14 protein-coding genes are annotated in these 16989 nt (G+C 61.1%); 4 read left to right on the top strand and 10 right to left on the bottom strand.

What is annotated here, in order from left to right; translation table 11 throughout:
- Positions 1-27: 27 nt before the first annotated feature.
- The 3 genes from CBI38_RS29095 to CBI38_RS38015 all read right to left on the bottom strand — a co-directional run bounded on the left by CBI38_RS29095 (position 28) and on the right by CBI38_RS38015 (position 3182).
- The gene (locus tag CBI38_RS29095) at positions 28-1479 is read right to left on the bottom strand and encodes an APC family permease (protein ID WP_109334419.1); all 1452 of its coding nucleotides are present in this window, start codon (positions 1477-1479) and stop codon (positions 28-30) included.
- 72 nt (positions 1480-1551) lie between these two features.
- On the bottom strand, positions 1552-2394 hold the full coding sequence (locus CBI38_RS29090) for a MoaF C-terminal domain-containing protein (RefSeq protein WP_109334418.1): 843 nt from the start codon (positions 2392-2394) through the stop codon (positions 1552-1554).
- Positions 2395-2813: 419 nt separating this feature from the next.
- Positions 2814-3182 (bottom strand): hypothetical protein, encoded by a 369-nt coding sequence (locus tag CBI38_RS38015; RefSeq protein WP_204164843.1) that lies wholly within the window; start codon positions 3180-3182, stop codon positions 2814-2816.
- On the opposite strand from CBI38_RS38015, the gene CBI38_RS40965 reads away from it, so the two are divergent.
- Positions 3147-3299: a VapC50 family PIN domain-containing toxin gene (locus CBI38_RS40965; protein WP_472515501.1), complete on the top strand. Its 153-nt coding sequence runs from the start codon at positions 3147-3149 to the stop codon at positions 3297-3299. The two genes, CBI38_RS38015 and CBI38_RS40965, sit on opposite strands and share 36 nt — an antisense overlap.
- An 814-nt stretch (positions 3300-4113) precedes the next feature.
- Here the strand turns inward: CBI38_RS40965 and CBI38_RS29075 are convergent.
- The 6 genes from CBI38_RS29075 to CBI38_RS29050 form a co-directional block, all read right to left on the bottom strand.
- On the bottom strand, positions 4114-4860 hold the full coding sequence (locus CBI38_RS29075; RefSeq protein WP_162603301.1) for a DUF6182 family protein: 747 nt from the start codon (positions 4858-4860) through the stop codon (positions 4114-4116).
- A complete protein-coding gene (locus tag CBI38_RS29070) occupies positions 4832-5677 on the bottom strand; it encodes a nucleoside/nucleotide kinase family protein (protein ID WP_109334412.1) in 846 nt (281 codons plus the stop codon). Before CBI38_RS29070 ends, CBI38_RS29075 begins: the two co-directional genes overlap by 29 nt.
- A complete protein-coding gene (locus CBI38_RS29065; RefSeq protein WP_109334410.1) occupies positions 5674-8040 on the bottom strand; it encodes a phosphotransferase in 2367 nt (788 codons plus the stop codon). The genes CBI38_RS29070 and CBI38_RS29065 overlap by 4 nt, the downstream gene beginning before the upstream one ends.
- Complete coding sequence (locus CBI38_RS29060) at positions 8037-9692, bottom strand: GH3 family acyl-acid amido synthetase (RefSeq protein WP_109334408.1); 1656 nt, start codon at positions 9690-9692, stop codon at positions 8037-8039. The genes CBI38_RS29065 and CBI38_RS29060 overlap by 4 nt, the downstream gene beginning before the upstream one ends.
- 30 nt (positions 9693-9722) lie before the next feature.
- Positions 9723-10715, bottom strand: coding sequence for a hypothetical protein (locus tag CBI38_RS29055; RefSeq protein WP_162603300.1), 993 nt, complete (start codon positions 10713-10715; stop codon positions 9723-9725).
- 502 nt (positions 10716-11217) lie between these two features.
- A complete protein-coding gene (locus CBI38_RS29050) occupies positions 11218-12696 on the bottom strand; it encodes a DHA2 family efflux MFS transporter permease subunit (RefSeq protein ID WP_109334405.1) in 1479 nt (492 codons plus the stop codon).
- A gap of 693 nt (positions 12697-13389) precedes the next feature.
- Here CBI38_RS29050 and CBI38_RS29045 point away from each other — a divergent pair.
- The 3 genes from CBI38_RS29045 to CBI38_RS29035 all read left to right on the top strand — a co-directional run bounded on the left by CBI38_RS29045 (position 13390) and on the right by CBI38_RS29035 (position 16128).
- The gene (locus CBI38_RS29045) at positions 13390-14706 is read left to right on the top strand and encodes an aromatic ring-hydroxylating oxygenase subunit alpha (protein WP_204164842.1); all 1317 of its coding nucleotides are present in this window, start codon (positions 13390-13392) and stop codon (positions 14704-14706) included.
- Positions 14706-15218: an aromatic-ring-hydroxylating dioxygenase subunit beta gene (locus tag CBI38_RS29040; protein ID WP_109334403.1), complete on the top strand. Its 513-nt coding sequence runs from the start codon at positions 14706-14708 to the stop codon at positions 15216-15218. Before CBI38_RS29045 ends, CBI38_RS29040 begins: the two co-directional genes overlap by 1 nt.
- A gap of 101 nt (positions 15219-15319) precedes the next feature.
- A protein-coding gene (locus CBI38_RS29035) for an IS5 family transposase (protein ID WP_230989911.1) occupies positions 15320-16128 on the top strand; the annotation gives its coding sequence in 2 pieces (ribosomal slippage) (positions 15320-15677 and positions 15677-16128; 810 coding nt in all).
- A gap of 36 nt (positions 16129-16164) precedes the next feature.
- Here the strand turns inward: CBI38_RS29035 and CBI38_RS29030 are convergent.
- Positions 16165-16944, bottom strand: coding sequence for an acetoin reductase (locus CBI38_RS29030; protein WP_109334401.1), 780 nt, complete (start codon positions 16942-16944; stop codon positions 16165-16167).
- Positions 16945-16989 lie beyond the last annotated feature (45 nt).

Below are 16989 nucleotides of genomic sequence, written 5' to 3'. Positions count from 1 at the left end.
GATCATTCAGGGTTGACGCGATGAAGATCAGACCAATTCCGCTTCGTAGTTGACTGCGGGGCGCAGCGTGGCCCAAGCGAACCCAGCTATCGAAACCGCGGGGATCAACAACAGCAGCCATTGAGCTACCCCGCCTTGGCCACCGAGCAGGACGTCGTAGTTGGTGATCGCGATGTATGCCACGGAGCCGAAGCCGGCGACCGACAGTACTGGTGCGATCTTCGTCGTCCACAGGTTCGTTTCGAGCTTGTTCCGGAGGAAGAACGCGATGATCGCTATGGACGTGAGGATCAGGATCACGATCAGAGCCACGGTGCCCAGCGAGAGGAGCCAGCTGAAGGTGACCGTGATCGGATCTGCACCGGCCATTCCGAAGCCGGCGACGACGACGGCAATGAACACACCTACGCAGAGCGCAGCGGTAGCGGGTGTTCCGGACTTGGCGGTGACGGTACCCAATCGAGCGGGCAGGACTCCCGCTCGGCTCAGCGCGTACAGGTAGCGAGCGAACATGTTCTGAAATCCGATGAGCATCGCAACGAAACTGGTGACGACGAGAACTTCGAGGGAGGTCGCGAGCCAGGGGCCGACTTCCTTCTCGGCAATGGCGAAGACGAATCCGGCAGGGTCGTCGGTGGCCGCAGCCTGTACCGAATCCGATCCGACCGAATTGCCGAGCGCCCAGACGGTCAGGGCGTAGAACAGGCCGATGAAGGCGATGGATCCGTAGACGGCCCGAGGAATAGTGCGACGGGGGTTCTTGGCCTCCTCGGAGAACACCACTGTCGCCTCGAAACCGGTGAAGCACGCGAACGCGAACAGGAAAGCTACTCCGAGACCTGGGCCGACCAGCGCTGAAGGATCGAAGGCAGCCAGTGAGTTGCCCGACGATCCGCCTCCGCCGAAGATGATCGTAGCGTCGAGGACGACGAGCACCGCGATTTCGAGGGCGACCAGAACGCCGAGAACTTTGAGGCTGAGGTCGACACCGAGAACGGTCAGAGTAGTTACGACCGCCAGCACCACGAAGACGATGACCAGCGGTGGAATGTCGACTCCGAGCTTGTCTGCAATCAGTGCGTTGGCGAATACCGAGAACTGCGACCACAGTGCCGATTGCAGGCTGCCGTAGAACAGGATGGCCAATCCTGCACCTGTTGTGGCCACGCGCGGGCCCAATCCGTGTGCGATGTAGGCCACGAATCCACCGGCGTTACGTATGTGCCGACTCATGGCGACGTACCCGGAGGAGAAGATTACGAACAGGGCAGCGGCAAGCAGATAAACCAGTGGGGCCGTTGCTCCGTTGGCGGAGAACACGACCGGCGAGGCCCCGATGATCGCGGCCATGGGCGCCACGGCCGCGACCACGAAGAAGATGATGGCCCCGACGCCCAACGTGCCCGGACGCAATCCGGATCGTTCGGTGAAACCGGGCTGGGGTGCTGCGCTCGAAGATATGGGTGGCGTGGTGGACATGGGGCGTCTCCGGGGTGGGCGGGTGGTGCAGGATCGAGTAGGTGGTGTTCGGCAGAATGCGTACGGCTCGAGCTACTTGGTCGAGGGGCCGGGCCGTGCAGCGTCGATCGCCGGCGTGCGCTCGAATTCCTGCGCGTACGAGCCCATCGTGAGGTTGACCAGTTCTCCGCTGTATTGATCGAGGGCGAATTGGATGCCGACGGTGCGGTGCGCAGCCAGGTCGATGAGCACCATGCCTTCGACACCGAGGTTCTTCTCGAGCCAAGAGAACAGGTACGTGTTCTCACGCAGCTTGTAGTAGGTGCAATGTTCGGTGTCACCGACACCGAGCTCGGTACCGCCGACGCACAGCCACGTAAAGATGTTCTCGTTCAGATAGACGTGGTCGTAGACGTCCTCGCTGCTGTATGCGTAACGAACGCGGCGTCCGATCAGTTCGTCTGTGGCGATATGCGCCGCTTCCGGGACGGCACCGGATCCCGCAATTTGGCCCTGGAACCAGCTCTGCCGAGCGGCTGCCGGGTTCGGGTCGAGTCCGAGCTCCCCGACCGCTCCGGTGACCTGCCCGCTGACGGTATCGATTGCGGCGCTGAGCGCGACGGGGTGATCCTCTCCGGCACGCAGGTAGTGAAGGTAAAACAGTCCGGGCTGCATCTCGAACAGCTCGTAGCTGTCGCTGCCGTGCGCGGTTTCGGTGCCGTTCTCGATCACAGCCCACTCGACTGCAGAATTGGAGAACTTCTGGGAGAGGGTGAACGAGTTACCGCTGTCGACGTATCGAGCGTCGAGCACGATCTCCCGGCCGTCGAGCGCCCTGCTGAGGTCAGGTAGGTACTCGTCGAAGCCGTCGGCCATTTCGGTGAGAGGGGCCCAGTTTTCCTTGTTCCAGCTGAATGGTGTTGTTGCACTCAACATTTGATGCCCTTCGATGGTTGATGACACGTGGCGCAGGGTACCGGCGTGCGGAAACGGACCAAACTGAACAGATGGTCGAATGTGACCCGAAGCACAACTATGCCAGACCATTTTCATTTAATCAAGGGGTTGATCGAATTGTTTACGCGTTGATCGTGATGGCAACAGGAAGGCGGCATGTCCGTCCGAGATGCCCCGATACCTCACATCGCGATGTGTGCACACATAAGCGAAACGCATCCTGCGCCGGAACGTGTTTTGTTCCGATGACGACGTGCACCGAGCGATGGGGACAGCGGTTCGGGAGCAGATTTTCCGCTCGTAGGCGGTCAGCGTCGTTTGATCTCGTCCTGATCTTTTGCGGTGGCCAGCTTCTGCAGCAGGCCGGTGAGAATGTGTTACGAGACGTGCTGATTCGGCTAGCGCAGACCGGCCTGGTGCATGCCCGGTGGACGGATCGCATCCTCCGGCGAGACGTTCGAGAACTTGGCCGAGGATCGCCCGGACATCCCGACAGCGACGTTGACGAAGCTGCGGGAGCTGATGAACGCCGGCGGTTCGGGACTCCCCTGGTCACCGGCTACGAGACACTCATCCCCGCGCTCACGCTGCCGGATGAGGACGACCGCCATGTGCTGGCCGCGGCGATCCGCGCCGGGTCGTAGGTGATCGTCTCTGCGAACCTGCGGGACTTCCCCGATGCGGAGCTGGCGTAGTTCGGCATCGAGGCCAAGTATCCGGACGAGTTCGTGATGGATCTGTTCCACCTCGACGGGGTGCGGGACCATCAAGCGGTCAGCGCGACGGCCGCGGCCTGGCGTCATCCACCCGGGACCCCGGCTGATGTGTGTGACCGCCTTGCGGCGGCGGGCCTTCCGATTTCCGCGGCCGCGCTGCGCCGCTGAGCGGCGCGAACGACCAGTCCGGTGGCGGCTGCTGTTGCCGCTCGGCGGGTGTGGGCACGGACCGTTGGGTGGTCGGCCCGGTTGCGGCGCCCGTCGGCCAGTTGCTTCGGCTTTGGAAGTACTGGGTGGCGTCGAGTTCCTGCTCGACCTTGCGTTCTTCCCGCAGCCGTTCGCGTCTGAGAACACCAACACGAGGAGGTCTCATGCTGTGGGAATTGCTCAGTCCATGCGGGTTGGCCGTCGTCGACGGGAGCGGCCGGAAGATCATGACCGCCTTCGTCGACGGATGGCTCGACGCGAAGCTCGCCCAGTGAGGCCGGTAAGGCCGATGCCAGCTGGTGATGCTGTTGGCGCCGGTGTGCGGCTGAGTGTGTCGGAGGGTGCGGTCACGATGGCCACCATGACCGCACCCGAGTCACCAGCGCCGAGCCCGCGAGTGGGGCAGGTGCCGCATGCGCTCAGTCCCCGCCAGTGGGCGCAGGCGATGCTGCGGCCCGGCCGGGCGGTGGTCTGCGATGTCGAATCCACCGACTTCGACGGCGCGATCCTCGAGATCGCCGTGACCGCGCAGCCCCGACACGGAAAGAACCCAGTAAATCGCGTAGTGCAGTCCCGCTGTACTACGCAATTGACGTTATTGAGAAGGGAGACAACCCGATGCATGACATGTGGAACACAGGGGGAAACGACGACACCGGTACCATCGAGCCCGGCGTAAATTTCAGCGGAGCGACTACGTACGGCTGCACTTAACGCGACCATAGCGCCGTCGGTTGGCCTCGCTATAGGATGTCGCCGCTTGGCGCCTCCACCCCTATCGCCCCTCCCGTGCGGCGACCGCAGATGACCTCAACTCCGCAGATCCGATATCGACCGTGATGGAATTTGCGAACACCCGATGCTGCGGACTCAGCTTCAGAGCAGCGTAGCAACGAAGAAGTTCGGGCCGATCGTAATCCGCTGCGATTCTAAGGTAATCGTACGGACCCTCCTCGGAATCGATCCTGTCGACGAGCCTGAGTTTGATAGAATCCGTGCCATCCAAAAGCCCCATTGTCAGCGCCTCTGAGACGATATGATTCGAATGGATTAAGTATCGCTCGGCGGTTGTCTCATTCATCTCGACGGCCAGTACTGCGGCGGAAGGGGACAACGTTTCATTGTTGTCCGATCGAACTACTTCGACGGTGTTTACTATCTCGGATGTGCCTACTAGTGGTCGCAATAGCTTCCGCAGGTTCGTTGTCGCCGCGATGATGTCCGGGCCATACCACGCGACGGACCCGTCGGTGGAAATATAGGCTGGCGGGAAGCGGGCGGAAATATTGCCCGGATCCCCGGCAAGGTAAAAGGTTCGCGTATAGTTGGCGCACCACTTCGTACGTATCTCCGGCGGTATGCCGGCGGTAAAGCCGTAACTCGATTCCACAAATTCGGTAGGATTAAACCTTGATACGACGGCTACAGCGCAGAAGTCGTTGCTGGGAGCAATTTCCCCGCACTTCTGGGTCCATTGAGCTCGGCGCTCGGCTTCACTCTGCAGAAACTCCTGCGAGTACATGGCTCTGCCTCTCTGTTACGGCGGTCATAATCGAGTCGGCAACTTGGTCTGGGGAGCGCTCGTCGACGGCGATCGGGAAAACCTGCACCTCTGGCGGCAGGGTATTCAGTACATATTGATACCTGGCGCGGATCCTGGTCAGGTGGTTGCGACTCTCGTGAATCTCGCGTAGACCGGATCGGCCGGCCAGTCGGTCCGTGGCAACGTCAATATCGATGTCGAGCCATATGATGAGTTGAGGCAGGGGTGTCTGCAGCATGACCGCCAGGTTTTCCAGGAGCACACTGTCCGGAATGCTGGTCAGAGAAAGCAAATACTCGCAGAGGTCGTCGATACTCCATGCCTCACCGAGCCGTCTTCCTTGCGCTTCCAACCAGCGGACTACCAGCTTCGCGTCTTTAGGTCCGAGAACGGTGCGAAGATCAGGAGTCGAATTGTGCGCCTCATCGCTGTCGATGATCTTCTTAAATGTGGGTAGATGGACTGCGGCATCGACTACTGGGTGGCGATCCGCCAGTACGAAGGCGGGCGAGGTCGCTCCAGAGAAAAACCGTTCGGTAGGGCCGAACATGCACATCTGAAGAAACATGGTCGCGAGGACAAGTCTAGAGCTGTTCAGCGAATGAGCCTTCGTACGTAACCTATCCAGAGCTTCGGATAAGTCACGCAACGGCGCATCCGCAACGTCGTGGTTGCGCATCGATGACAAGGTCACGCACGTGGGGACTCGGTCGCCGATGAGACTCAGGACGGTGGACTTGCCTGAGCCATCAATACCCACGAGTGCTACGACCGGCGGTTCGAGACGCGGCATCACGACTGGGCCTCCAGGGCGAGAAGATGCATGGAGGTCCGAACAACTTCGTCCAGGAACGGCAGTTCCTGATGTGTGTTTGCCATCATGTACAGCTGCAGTCTCGTGGTCGTGAAGTCCCAGAGCGCCAGTCGGTAACCCTCGAACCATGAGTCGACCCCAGTGTCGACGTCGTATCCGACTGCATGCCGATGTCGCTCGACCAGCTCGACTACTTCGTCGGCCGTAGCCTCTGGTGTCAGGACAAAAGCCATGAGTTCCACAAGGTCGCGCTGGGGCAAATGCAGCGTCGCCAACTCCCAGTCGTAGGCGACAAGGGACAGATCTGCGGCGCGCAGGGCGATGTTTCGCGGATTGAAGTCCCCGTGCACGAGAGTCCGTGGCGCCTGTTCGATCTGTGGCCACCAGTGCGGAATCGTGTCGACAATCTCGGTGAGCCGCCTCGAATCATCCGCGGCGATCCACGCCGGGTACACCTCGCTGTTGTGCTCGATCAGGGCCTTCCATAGGGGCCGCATGAGTCCTGCCCGGTGTGCCGTTTGAATCTCTCCCAGCCAGCCGGCTGAAATCAACTCTTCTTCGCGTCCCAGCCACGCTGCGTGGACGGACGCGATCCCCTCGATAGCCGAGTGCAGGTGGTGTGGTTTCCAGTCTTCGGACGGACGCCTGCTGTCGGCCAAGATCACGTCGGTTCCCAGGCGTTCCAACAGAACCGCATAGATTTCGCGGGATGGGTCCTCCGCTAGGCCGTAGAGCTCGGGCATCACCTGCAGCATTGCTTTGTTCGCGTTTCGATACACAGCGAGTTCGCGAGTGTGCGTGTCCTTGAAACCAGTGCTCTGGCGCCACTGCGAATACTGCTCGGCCACATCACCACCGAGGAGTGAAGCGATCTTCCCTACTTCGATGATCACCTCGCTGTCGAGCGGCTTGACCTTCAACATCAGGTCCACCACGGTCATGTCTGCGCCGGGGACCGAGTAGGCGATACGAAGCGGCACGAGGCCGGTGAGTTTCCGATTCTCGGCGGCACCGACAGCCTCGGTGAGCAGGCTCGATCTGACCTCGTCGCCGAGAACGACGAGCTCATCGATAACCAACGTGGGTTGTTCGAACCGCTCGGCGAGGAGAGGTGTCAGCAGTTCAGCGTTGATGGAATCCGGGCGAAGCCAGTCGACACGATTGGGCCGACCCAGACGTTCGTGAGCGTCAGCAAAATGACCGGCCGCGATTGCGGCCGCGGTCGACACGTCGAGGGCGAGCGCGAACCCGCAGATGATCTCCGCCAGCCGACGCGAGCTTCCCTCACCGACACAGCCCATCGCGGCCAGATAGTCATTCTGCTGCGGTAGGCGGGTGCCTCCGCCTACCGTGCCGACGACCAGATTCGGCATAACCAGGGTGGTCAGCAGGCCCTCTTCGCGTTCTTCGGTGGTAAACATCGCGGCGCTGGATTCGTGGACGCAGGCGACATCTTGACCGGTCGTCAGGAACATCGCGGCGACGACGTTTGCGACGTCGACATCCGCGAGGGACATCCCGCCGAATTGTGCGGCGTGCTCGGCCGCACGCCACGTCTTGTCGATTGACCGCGCCGTCGTCTTCAGAACGTGTCGGAGAGTGTCATGGTCGATTAGGCATTCCGCAACCACCCGCGATCCACGCCCGCCGATCCTGTTCAAGACCGATAGCTTCTTGTCTCCGCTGAGATTGCCTTCGATTGCGAACCACACCGGCGCAGGCAGACCCGGTTCGGACAGGCGATCCTGCAGCCACTGACATGCCCGCCAGGTCGCGATCGTGGTCATGTTCTGCCCAGCCGCATCGCCGGTCTCGTAAACAAGCCGCACGTGTACGACTCGCCCCAACTGCACCGGATCCACGTCGACCAGATTCGAGTGCTGTGACACAGCAAGCACTTCGGCGGCCAGCGGTACCCGTTGAGCGGATACCCATAGCGCGAATTCCGCGGCCTGCGAGATTCCGTTGAACTCGAACACGGGAGCGCGCACCATTCGCTGCCATATGACGTGGGTGGAGACCCCGCCGGCGCGGGTGATCGCCCGGGCGCCGCGGGTCACTGAGGCGACCAGCGCGCCTTCAGTCGTCGCGAGCGGGGCCGCGACCATGCCTTGGACAGCTCCTCCTCGGAAGAGCATCGGCCCTGCGAGTCCAACCGGTACCTCGATGGAGGCGACAAAATTCTCGAGGTTGCCTCTCAGCGTCTTGGCCTCGATTCGGGACTCCTGCAGCGAAAGCAACGGGGCGCCGGACTGTTGACGAAGCCAGGCGAGCCTTCGATGCCGAGCGTCCTCGGTGTAGTCACCACGGCAGGGGACCTCATCCTCGTTGGTATACGCGGTCATGCCAACGCCGACCAGATAGACGGGTTGTCGTCGAAGACCCTGTCCTTCACTCGTGGTGGACGTTGACCCGCGCGGACCCTGTCGGTCCATCTGTCGAAGAAGAGGGAGGCAGGTGCGGATCGGAGCCGGATGCTGTCGAGTTCGTCGTTGCGCCGCGCAGCAGCGTAGGAGCTACATTCGGTGCTGAGATGGATGTCGAGCAGACGCTCGAACCGGTGAGTGTCGGGCTGGTCAATGGAGGACCGAAACGCCACGGCGATTTCGTAACCCGCAGTCGGGGCGGCGCCGCCGTCGTTGAGCCTGAGGCAGAGATTGTGGATCGGCATTCCGGCTTCGATAGCGGTCCGGCGGACAGCGCGGACCACCTGGTCTTCGCGGAGCCTCGATGTGCCTGCCACGAGATCGCCCTGCCGCCCACCGTATTCGAGCCGCGGGGTAGTACCGATGTAGTCGACCACCCGCATGATGTCGCGGGTAGCACACCGGTGAATTCCTCCCAGCCTGGTGAGGACGACGTGGTAGTCATTGCCGACTTCCAGTTCGTGGGCCAGCAGCGTAGGGCTGTCTGGGGAGATGGCGTCATCCGCGGGGATGAATTCGTAGAAGGCGGAGGGTGTCACAAGAGGCGCAGCTGTCGGGTGACGGTCGATCGGCGTCGTCAAGGGTCCCTCGCAGGATCCGAGCGGGGCAGACAGGACCTCTACGTCCGGACCGAAGTCCTGTGCCAGACCTGGTAGGTACAGGCTGCCGATGTAGCTCGTCCAGACGACAAGGCTGCGCAGGTTCGGCCAGAGGTGAGTAGGCCGGACCGTCCCGAACCATCGAGCTAAGGCTTCGATCTGGTTCGCTCGCTCCGGATTCGGTGAACTGTACGGTTGGCCGCCCAGGGTGCCGTCGTGAATTTCCTTCGCGATTTCTGGCCACCACTGTGCCAGTTCTTCGGGGAGGGCATGGGCAATGGCTGGATTTATCGCGAACACGCAGCGGATATCATGCTCTGCCGCTATCCGCAAACGAAGGTAGGTCCGGCGTAGCGGATTTTCATCGGCGAAAATATCTGGCAGATTGCTCCACGCGGCGCGATTGCCCAGGCCGACAGCGATATCCTCGCCGAGGCTCTTGTAGTCGATCTGACTTGGTCCTATATGCGGATGGCCGCCAGAGGTGCGGTCGATCGGGGAAAACGGGTCCTGCCACAGGTTGAGAACGGAATTGTCGTCACGCAAGGCGCCCGGGGCTCTCTTCAGGATCGTTGAGAGTCCGGCGAAGTAGAAAGGGAGGAAGCTTTCCTTCAAATACGACTTCGTGACCGGGATGCGCTTTTCGACGCCTGTGGTTCCGCTGCTTGAAAAATACGCAAACGGATCCTCATCGGCCAGCACGCCAGGCTCTCCGGCTATCGCCGCCTCCAGCCACGGTCTGAAGTCTTCGTGAACGCGCACCGGAACTGCGGCTCGAAAATCGTCTATTCCTCGGAGTGACGGAAAACGATGAGAGTGGCCGAAGCTGGAATCCGCATTGCGGCGAAGTATTTCGAGAAGAAGGTTCGCCTGCACTTGGGGCGCCTTTCCCATGACCGATAGCAGCACTGACTTTTCATGCTCGGCGCGCGCAATGATGTGCGCTCGGCGCTGCGAAACCTCTGTCTTCATACTTCCACTCCAAATGAACTCATAACAAATCTACAGATAAACTGCGTCCAGTAGCCGCGTAGACGGGGCATTCCGCCCCAACAGTGACGATGTCAGTCGGTAAGGATCGACCCACCCGTAGACTGACGTATGACCTGCCACGTAACACGCCGCGTCGATCGCATCCGCATTCGACGACCTGAGGAGTCTGCGGGCGCGCGACATTGTTCTATAAAGAACTGCCCGATCCAGAGACGCGCCGACACCACGCCCCAACACGGCCGTGAAGTAAAGTCGCATCCCGAGCCTGTACTCGTCGAGCGGCACGGATCCGAGCACTTCCGCCGACAGTTCACCGAGCGTCGACCCCGTCCAGCCGCCGCGCCGACTCGATTGAACCTGACCACCCACTGGAACTCGGCCGAGTGGCAACCTGGACACAGTCACACCAAAGTGTGTGATCACCTTTTGCAGGAGTACAAAATCTGGCGTGATTTCATCGTCGTGCACAAGGACTACATGGTCATATTTGCGGACAATCGGAATAATATCGCGCAACGCAGTGATCACATAATTGGGATGCCCGTCGGTGCCGACCACGATCCTCAATGGAACACCCCATCGTGTGCCATCCAGATAGACCGGACCGCCGATGGATCGATGATCTAGACACAGCTTTTCCGATTGCAGAATTCCGACGATCTCGTTGACAGATGAAAGATGCCGCTGATCCCACCGGAGACCGGGGTTCTTGATGCCGAGAGTGTCGAGCTGTCGACACCATAACTCGACCATCCGAGCAGTGGCTGGGTGAATCCAGCCGTCTTCTTCGATTGCACTTCGATAGCGGTCCTGTGCTGCTACCGGCGTATTGATACCCGACGCATGGTAATCCACATACAAGGACCCGATTTCTATCTCGTCCAGTTGTGAGAAATTCTTGGCGGCGTGGCTCTGGTCGAGGAAGTTCCAGAATCCAATCGTTTGACCGCTGAGGTTCGGCGTTCGGGGATTCCATATGCAGTCCACCTCCGCGTGTAACAAGCTGGTTGCCTTCCGTAGGACGTCAACCCAGAGAAACCCCTTTATATGCGTCGGAGTCAGCGGCTTCGTCGGAGTGATCGTAACGGGAGCTATGAGGATCCTCATCGGTACGTTAACTCTCTGTATATGACGGCGCGAGCAGCAGTTGTCCTGTCTCGTCCGTGACAGGGCCCCACAATTCCTGGATTGCTGTCCGCGGAGTGGGGCCCGGCATCCGTCGTAATCGGTTGCTGAACTGGCCGTTTAACGCTCTCGAGACGAGTCTAATCACCACATGTGAAAGGTGGTTTCCGCGAAGCCCTCATCGAGTAATTTGGCCAGTCGGAGCAGGACTTCGCGGACCTGTTGGTGCCCTTAGGTCGGTGCCGACCTTTCCGAGTGAAGGTTCAGTGAAATCCTTCAGCGAGCCCAGCGCTTCAACAGTCGTTACCAAGCCGACCGATTTCGACGAGCTGGAACGTGGCATGTTGAACCGCTTTTTCAAAGGCCAGCCTCAGTTGGATTACACCGCGATATCTGCCTTCTCGGGCGGCAGCGTTTTGGACTCTGCCGCACTTCGATCTCCAATCAGCAGGGCGGATGCGATGAGGCCGATCAGCAGGATGACGGCGGGCAAATACATGGCTTCGCCGAGTGCTGTGCTGAGCTTGTCGAGTAGCGGTTCTGACATCTTCGCCGAATCTGCCATGCCCTCACCGATTGGGCTGTCGGTGGGCAGATGCTGGGCCGCGATTCGCGCCGACAGCAATGCGCCAACGGTAGCGGATCCGAGCACTGCGGCGACCTGGCGAGTGGCGTAATAGACACCGGAACCGGCACCGGCCAGCTGCATCGGCAGGTTGGTAGTGGCGCTGGTGGCTAGCGGAGCCCAGATGCAGGCATTGGCGACACCGGCGATCCCGCCGATTACCAGGAAAAGGACGATCGGAGTATCCGGCCGCATCAGTGTTGCGAACCCGAACATCGTCGCAGCGAACACAGCGAAGCCGATGGTGGGCAGGGTACGCGGCGCCATCCTGTCCGACAGCTTGCCGACTACCGGGGCGAGGATCCCCGCCAGGATGGCCATGGGAGCGAGCACGAGTGCCGATCCGGTAGACGACATGTCTTGTACCTGTTGGAGGTAGAAGTAGAATGGCACGAACAGGGCTGTCACGGCGGCATTTACGGCCCCGAGCGCGATGTTGGACATCGCGAAGTTGCGATCCTTGAACAGACTCAGCGGCACCAGCGGTTCCTCGGAGTTTCGGGACTGGTTATACATAAACAGGCCCATCACCACGACCCCGGCAATGATCAACGCCCAGATGAGGCCGTCCCAGTCGCGGGAATTGCCCTCCTGGATACCGAACACCAGTAGAAACATCCCGGCCGCGGACAGCGCCATGCCGACCAGATCGAACTTGTGCTCATGGGTTTCCAGGGCCGGCACCAGCCACACGGCAAGGGCGAATGCGATGACGCCGATCGGCACATTGATGTAGAAGATCCACTCCCAGCCCTCGGAGTCGACCAGAAAGCCGCCCAGGATCGGGCCGACGAGCGTGGCGAGACCTGAGACGCCACCCCAAAGACCCATGGCCGCGCCCCGCCTATTCGACGGGAAGGTGCGGGTGATGATGGCCATAGTCTGCGGTGTCATCAGCGCCGCACCGAGACCTTGGACGGCGCGCGCTGCAATCAGAATCTCGATGCTGCTAGACATCGCGCACCACAGCGAGGATGCGGTGAAGACGGCGAGACCGAGCAGATAGATGTTCTTGGGGCCGAACCGGTCTCCGAGCCGTCCGGTGATCAGCAGTGGCACAGCGTAGCTGAGCAGGTAAGCGCTGGTGACCCAGATTACATTGGAAATATCGGCGTGGAGGTCGTCCATGATCGCCGGATTGGCCACTGCGACAATGGTCATATCCAGCAGGATCATGAAGGACCCGACGACCAGCGCGTACAGCGCAAACCACGGACTACGTTGACTTGACATGGATTACGGGTCCTGTCTGGTAGGTGGCAGACGTGGTGATGGTTACTCGAAACCTGAAGGTTAAATCACCGCGACCTAGGTCGGTACCACTGTGCGCGTCACCTTTGACCCAGGATTGAGTCCACGCTGCGTGGTTACAGTGAATGTCCATCCGCACGTGGTCAAGATCACGGCGCGCTTCTCATCGCCATATTTCGTCGGTCGGGTGCGGAGATTCCGCACCCGACCGAGTTGGTTGGTACCCAGCATCACTGCCACCTGGATCCGTTCGTATCCATTGCAGCGGGCCTTAGCCGGCGAGGCGATGGTTCGCCCCGAATATGCATTTGCACGCGATAGCCACCTCGCCTTCCTCGGTGTCTTGTCCGTCGATAGCCACCGCCGACAGTGGCGGTCCGACTCGTCATCTGAGTTGGAATGTTCAATCGGGCAATCGTTGGATAGCGATTGACCACAACGGCTGAGGTATCGCGGTCGAGGTCGCGTGGATCAGGGTTGCGAAACAACAACACCTAATCATAGCCTCTCGACTATCACCATCGGTTCAGGGGAATTTCATGAAAGACAATTGGTTCAGGGGAGTTTCATGAATGCAATTAATCGAGTTCCGTCGTTGGCCGGTGTGAAACCCTCAAATACATTGAAGGTGTCAACGGAAGCGGGAACGCTCCAAGAGAAAGAAAAGAGGGAGCAGTGACGATCGAACTGCAGCGGCCGGTGGATGACCCAATCGTATTCGATGATTTCGACCGCCTCTCGTTCCGGGTGGATCACCGCGCCTACACCGACGACGACCTGGCCGCCCGGGAGATGGCCAGGATCTTCGATCGCTGCTGGTTGTACGTCGGGCACGAATCGGAGGTACCCGAGCCGGGTTCCTACGTGTCACGCGACGTCGGCGGGCGCCCGGTGGTCATGGCGCGCGGGTCCGATGGGGTGATCCGGGTGTTTGCCAACGCCTGCACTCACCGCGGGGCTCTGGTCTGTTCGCAGCCGGCCGGGCAGGCCAAATCGTTCCGGTGCCCTTATCACGACTGGACGTTCTCCAACCAGGGCGACCTGGTCGGGGTCCCGATGCCGGATGGGTACGGGCCGGACTTTCGGAAGGCGGACTTCGGCCTGGCGCAGCACCGTAGTGGCAGTTACCGCGGTTTTGTCTTCCTCACCTTCGATCCGGAGCAGCCGCGCACCTTGACCGAGTACCTGGCGGGAGCCACGGAGTACCTCGATCTGATCGATGACCAGTCCGAGGTCGGAATGGAGGTGATCCAAGGCGCGCAACTGCACGGGGCTCGAGCTAACTGGAAGCTTATGATGGAGAACAGCGTCGACATCTACCACTTCCGTGCACTGCACAAGCGCTACGTCGGCTACATGCAGTCGCTCGGGGGGGAGGCACCACGACGACGAGGTGGCTTCGGCCGCGCCCTCGGCCTGGGTCATGGAGCCAACGAGCTGCCGCCGGCCGCAGCCCGCCCGCTCGCCTACTGGACGCCGATGTTCGGTCCCGAGGTCCGGCCGAAAATCGAGGCGACCGCCGCACGTTTCGTCGACCGGTTCGGCGCCGAACACGCCGAACGGATCACCAGCACCAATCGCGCGTTGCTGATCTTCCCCAACTTGATGATTATCGATGGGCAGGCGATCACGATTCGCAAGATTGACCCGATCGGCGCCGACCGGATGTCGATCACCTCGGTTGCGCTGGCCCCCAAGGACGAAGATCCGGAGATCCGGGAACTCCGCAAGAGTTTCTACCTCACGTTTCTCGGTCCCGCTGGCTTCGCGACTCCCGACGACATCGAGATCGTCGAGTCGTGCCAGCGAGGTTATCTCAACCGCACGGTGCGCTACTCGGATCTGTCACGCGGTATGAACAAGGAGATCCCCGAGACGACCGACGAGCTTCCTGCCCGCGAATTCTGGCGGCAGTGGGACCGGATGATGCACGGCGGCGACGGTCACTTTGAGGTCGCTCACCAGGCCGAGTTGCAAGGGGCAGAAAAATAATGACCAGCGTACTGACAGTCGACGATGCAGCCCAGGTGGGGCTGTGGCACCGGGTGAGCCAGTTCATTTTCCGTGAGGCTCGGCTGCTCGACGAGTGGCGTCTGATCGAGTGGTACGACGAGATGCTGACCGACGACATCCGCTACATGGTGCCGGCTACCGACGTCCGCGACGAGTCGGCCGGCGCGCTCGGGCTCATCGACGACGATGCTGCCCGGCTTCGCCAGCGGATCGAGCAAATCCTCAATGGTGAGGTGTGGTGCGAGAACCCTCGGTCGCGAACGAATCGCATGATCAGCAACGTGGAAATCCTGGCTGATCAGGGCAGCTACCTTGAGGTGGCGGCACATGTCATCGCATACCGCTTCGGGCACGGGCGCTCTGACGCCTACGTCGGAAAATATCGGTTCGAACTCGTCCCTCAGGGCGAGTCGTTCCGAATCCGGAGACGGGTCGTGGTGCTCGACCACGAGACGTTGTACGAGCACGGCAAGCTCAGCATCATCCTGTGATGGGGCCGATGGCAGCGGCCAATCTTGGCGGCTTCCCAACCGTAGCTAACTTAGAGCGTGTCTCATGTGGATGAAGTGGCGTGTGGGGCATAATGTGACGCGTGTTAGATGGGTTGTCACTGCGGTTGGTGCCGGATGCGTTGTGGGAGATCGTCGAACCGTTGATTCCGCGATTCGCCGCACGGCCGCAGGGAGGTGGCAGTGCGCCGGTGGATGATCGGGCGGTGTTCACCGCGATCGTGTACGTGCTGACCAGTGGATGTGCGTGGCGGCATCTGCCGCCCTCGTTCGGGGTCACAGTTCCTACCGCGCACCGAAGATTTACCGTCTGGGCGGCGGCAGGGGTGTTCGAGAGACTGCACCGTGAGGTGCTCGACCGGCTCGGTAGCGCCGGTGAACTCGACTGGACGGCAGCGATCCTGGACGCCGCGAGCGTGCGGGCGAAAAAAGGGGATCGCTGACCGGGCCGAGTCCGGTCGATCGCGGCAAGAAGGGGTCGAAGATCCACGTCCTGTCCGAGTCGAATGGAATCCCGCTGGTCGTCGATGTGTCCGCGGCGAACACCCACGACAGCACCTTGCTGCAACCGATGGTCAGCGCGATCCCGGCGGTGAAGTCCCGACGTGGGCCGCGCCGTCGCAAACCCGGAAAGCTTCGCGCCGATAAGGGCTACGACTACGACAAGCACCGCCGGTGGCTGCGCGAAGAGGGCATTGTCCCGCGCATCGCTCGTCGCGGAATCGAGAGGAACGACCGGCTGGGCCGGTACCGGTGGAAGATCGAACGCACCATCGCCTGGCTCACCGGCTACCGACGCCTGACCATCCGCTATGAACGCCGCGCCGAGCACTTTGCCGGATTCCTCCATCTCGCGGCCGCGCTCACTTGCTTCAAGAAACTCCCCACATGAGACAACCTCTTAATAAGTACTCACAGGGGTGGTGGTCTAGCGGTACACCAGCCCGCCGTCGATCAGGCCCGCCTGCCCGGTCATGTAGTCCGAATCAGGCCCCGCCAGATAGGAGACGTAGGCCGCGACGTCCTCAGGCGTCTGGGCACGCCCGAGAGCGATACCGCCGACGAACTTCTCGAACGTCGCACCCTTCGGAGCGCCGGTGAGGGCCGCGAACCGCTCGTCGATGGTGACCCACATGTCGGTACCGACGACACCGGGACAGTACGCGTTGACGGTGATGCCGTCGGCCGCATACTCCTTGGCCGCCGCCTGCGTCAGCCCGCGGACCGCGAACTTCGTCGCCGAGTAGACGCCGAGCATCGCGAAGCCCTCATGACCGGCGATCGACGATGCGTTGATGATCTTGCCGCCATGCCCCCGCGCCCGAAACTTGGCTGCCGCGACCTGAATACCCCACAACACGCCCTCGACGTTGACCGCCAGAATTCGCGACACTTCCTCGGGCTGCACGTCTGCGAGGGGATTCACCTGCGCGATTCCCGCATTGTTGACGATGATGTCGAAGCCGTCCAATTCGTGCTCGGCCTGATCGACAGCGGACTGGACTTGGCTTCGGTCGGTCACATCGGCAACTACGGATATCGCCTTCGAACCCACGGCGCGGATCTCATCGGCCACCGCGTGCAGACGGTCGCCGTTGACATCGACGAGTGCGATGTCTGCGCCGTCCGCTGCTAAACGCAACGCGATTGCCCGCCCGATACCCTGCCCTGCTCCTGTGACCAGAGCGACTTTGCCTTCGATACTCATCCCTGAGCTCCTCTCGATAGTGATCGTCCTCACAGAGAAGGCAAG

The sequence above is a fragment of the Rhodococcus oxybenzonivorans genome (assembly GCF_003130705.1).
GTDB lineage: Bacteria > Actinomycetota > Actinomycetes > Mycobacteriales > Mycobacteriaceae > Rhodococcus_F > Rhodococcus_F oxybenzonivorans.
Note: the sequence above shows the minus strand (reverse complement) of the source record. Positions and strands in the feature narration are given on the sequence as shown.

Coding starts and splice junctions, on each gene's coding strand:
- CBI38_RS29095 (WP_109334419.1), bottom strand. CDS start 1,479: ATGTCCACCACGCCACCCATATCTTCGAGCGCAGCACCCCAGCCCGGT.
- CBI38_RS29090 (WP_109334418.1), bottom strand. CDS start 2,394: ATGTTGAGTGCAACAACACCATTCAGCTGGAACAAGGAAAACTGGGCC.
- CBI38_RS40965 (WP_472515501.1), top strand. CDS start 3,147: ATGGATCTGTTCCACCTCGACGGGGTGCGGGACCATCAAGCGGTCAGC.
- CBI38_RS38015 (WP_204164843.1), bottom strand. CDS start 3,182: ATGGTCCCGCACCCCGTCGAGGTGGAACAGATCCATCACGAACTCGTC.
- CBI38_RS29075 (WP_162603301.1), bottom strand. CDS start 4,860: ATGTACTCGCAGGAGTTTCTGCAGAGTGAAGCCGAGCGCCGAGCTCAA.
- CBI38_RS29065 (WP_109334410.1), bottom strand. CDS start 8,040: ATGACCGCGTATACCAACGAGGATGAGGTCCCCTGCCGTGGTGACTAC.
- CBI38_RS29060 (WP_109334408.1), bottom strand. CDS start 9,692: ATGAAGACAGAGGTTTCGCAGCGCCGAGCGCACATCATTGCGCGCGCC.
- CBI38_RS29050 (WP_109334405.1), bottom strand. CDS start 12,696: ATGTCAAGTCAACGTAGTCCGTGGTTTGCGCTGTACGCGCTGGTCGTC.
- CBI38_RS29040 (WP_109334403.1), top strand. CDS start 14,706: ATGACCAGCGTACTGACAGTCGACGATGCAGCCCAGGTGGGGCTGTGG.
- CBI38_RS29030 (WP_109334401.1), bottom strand. CDS start 16,944: ATGAGTATCGAAGGCAAAGTCGCTCTGGTCACAGGAGCAGGGCAGGGT.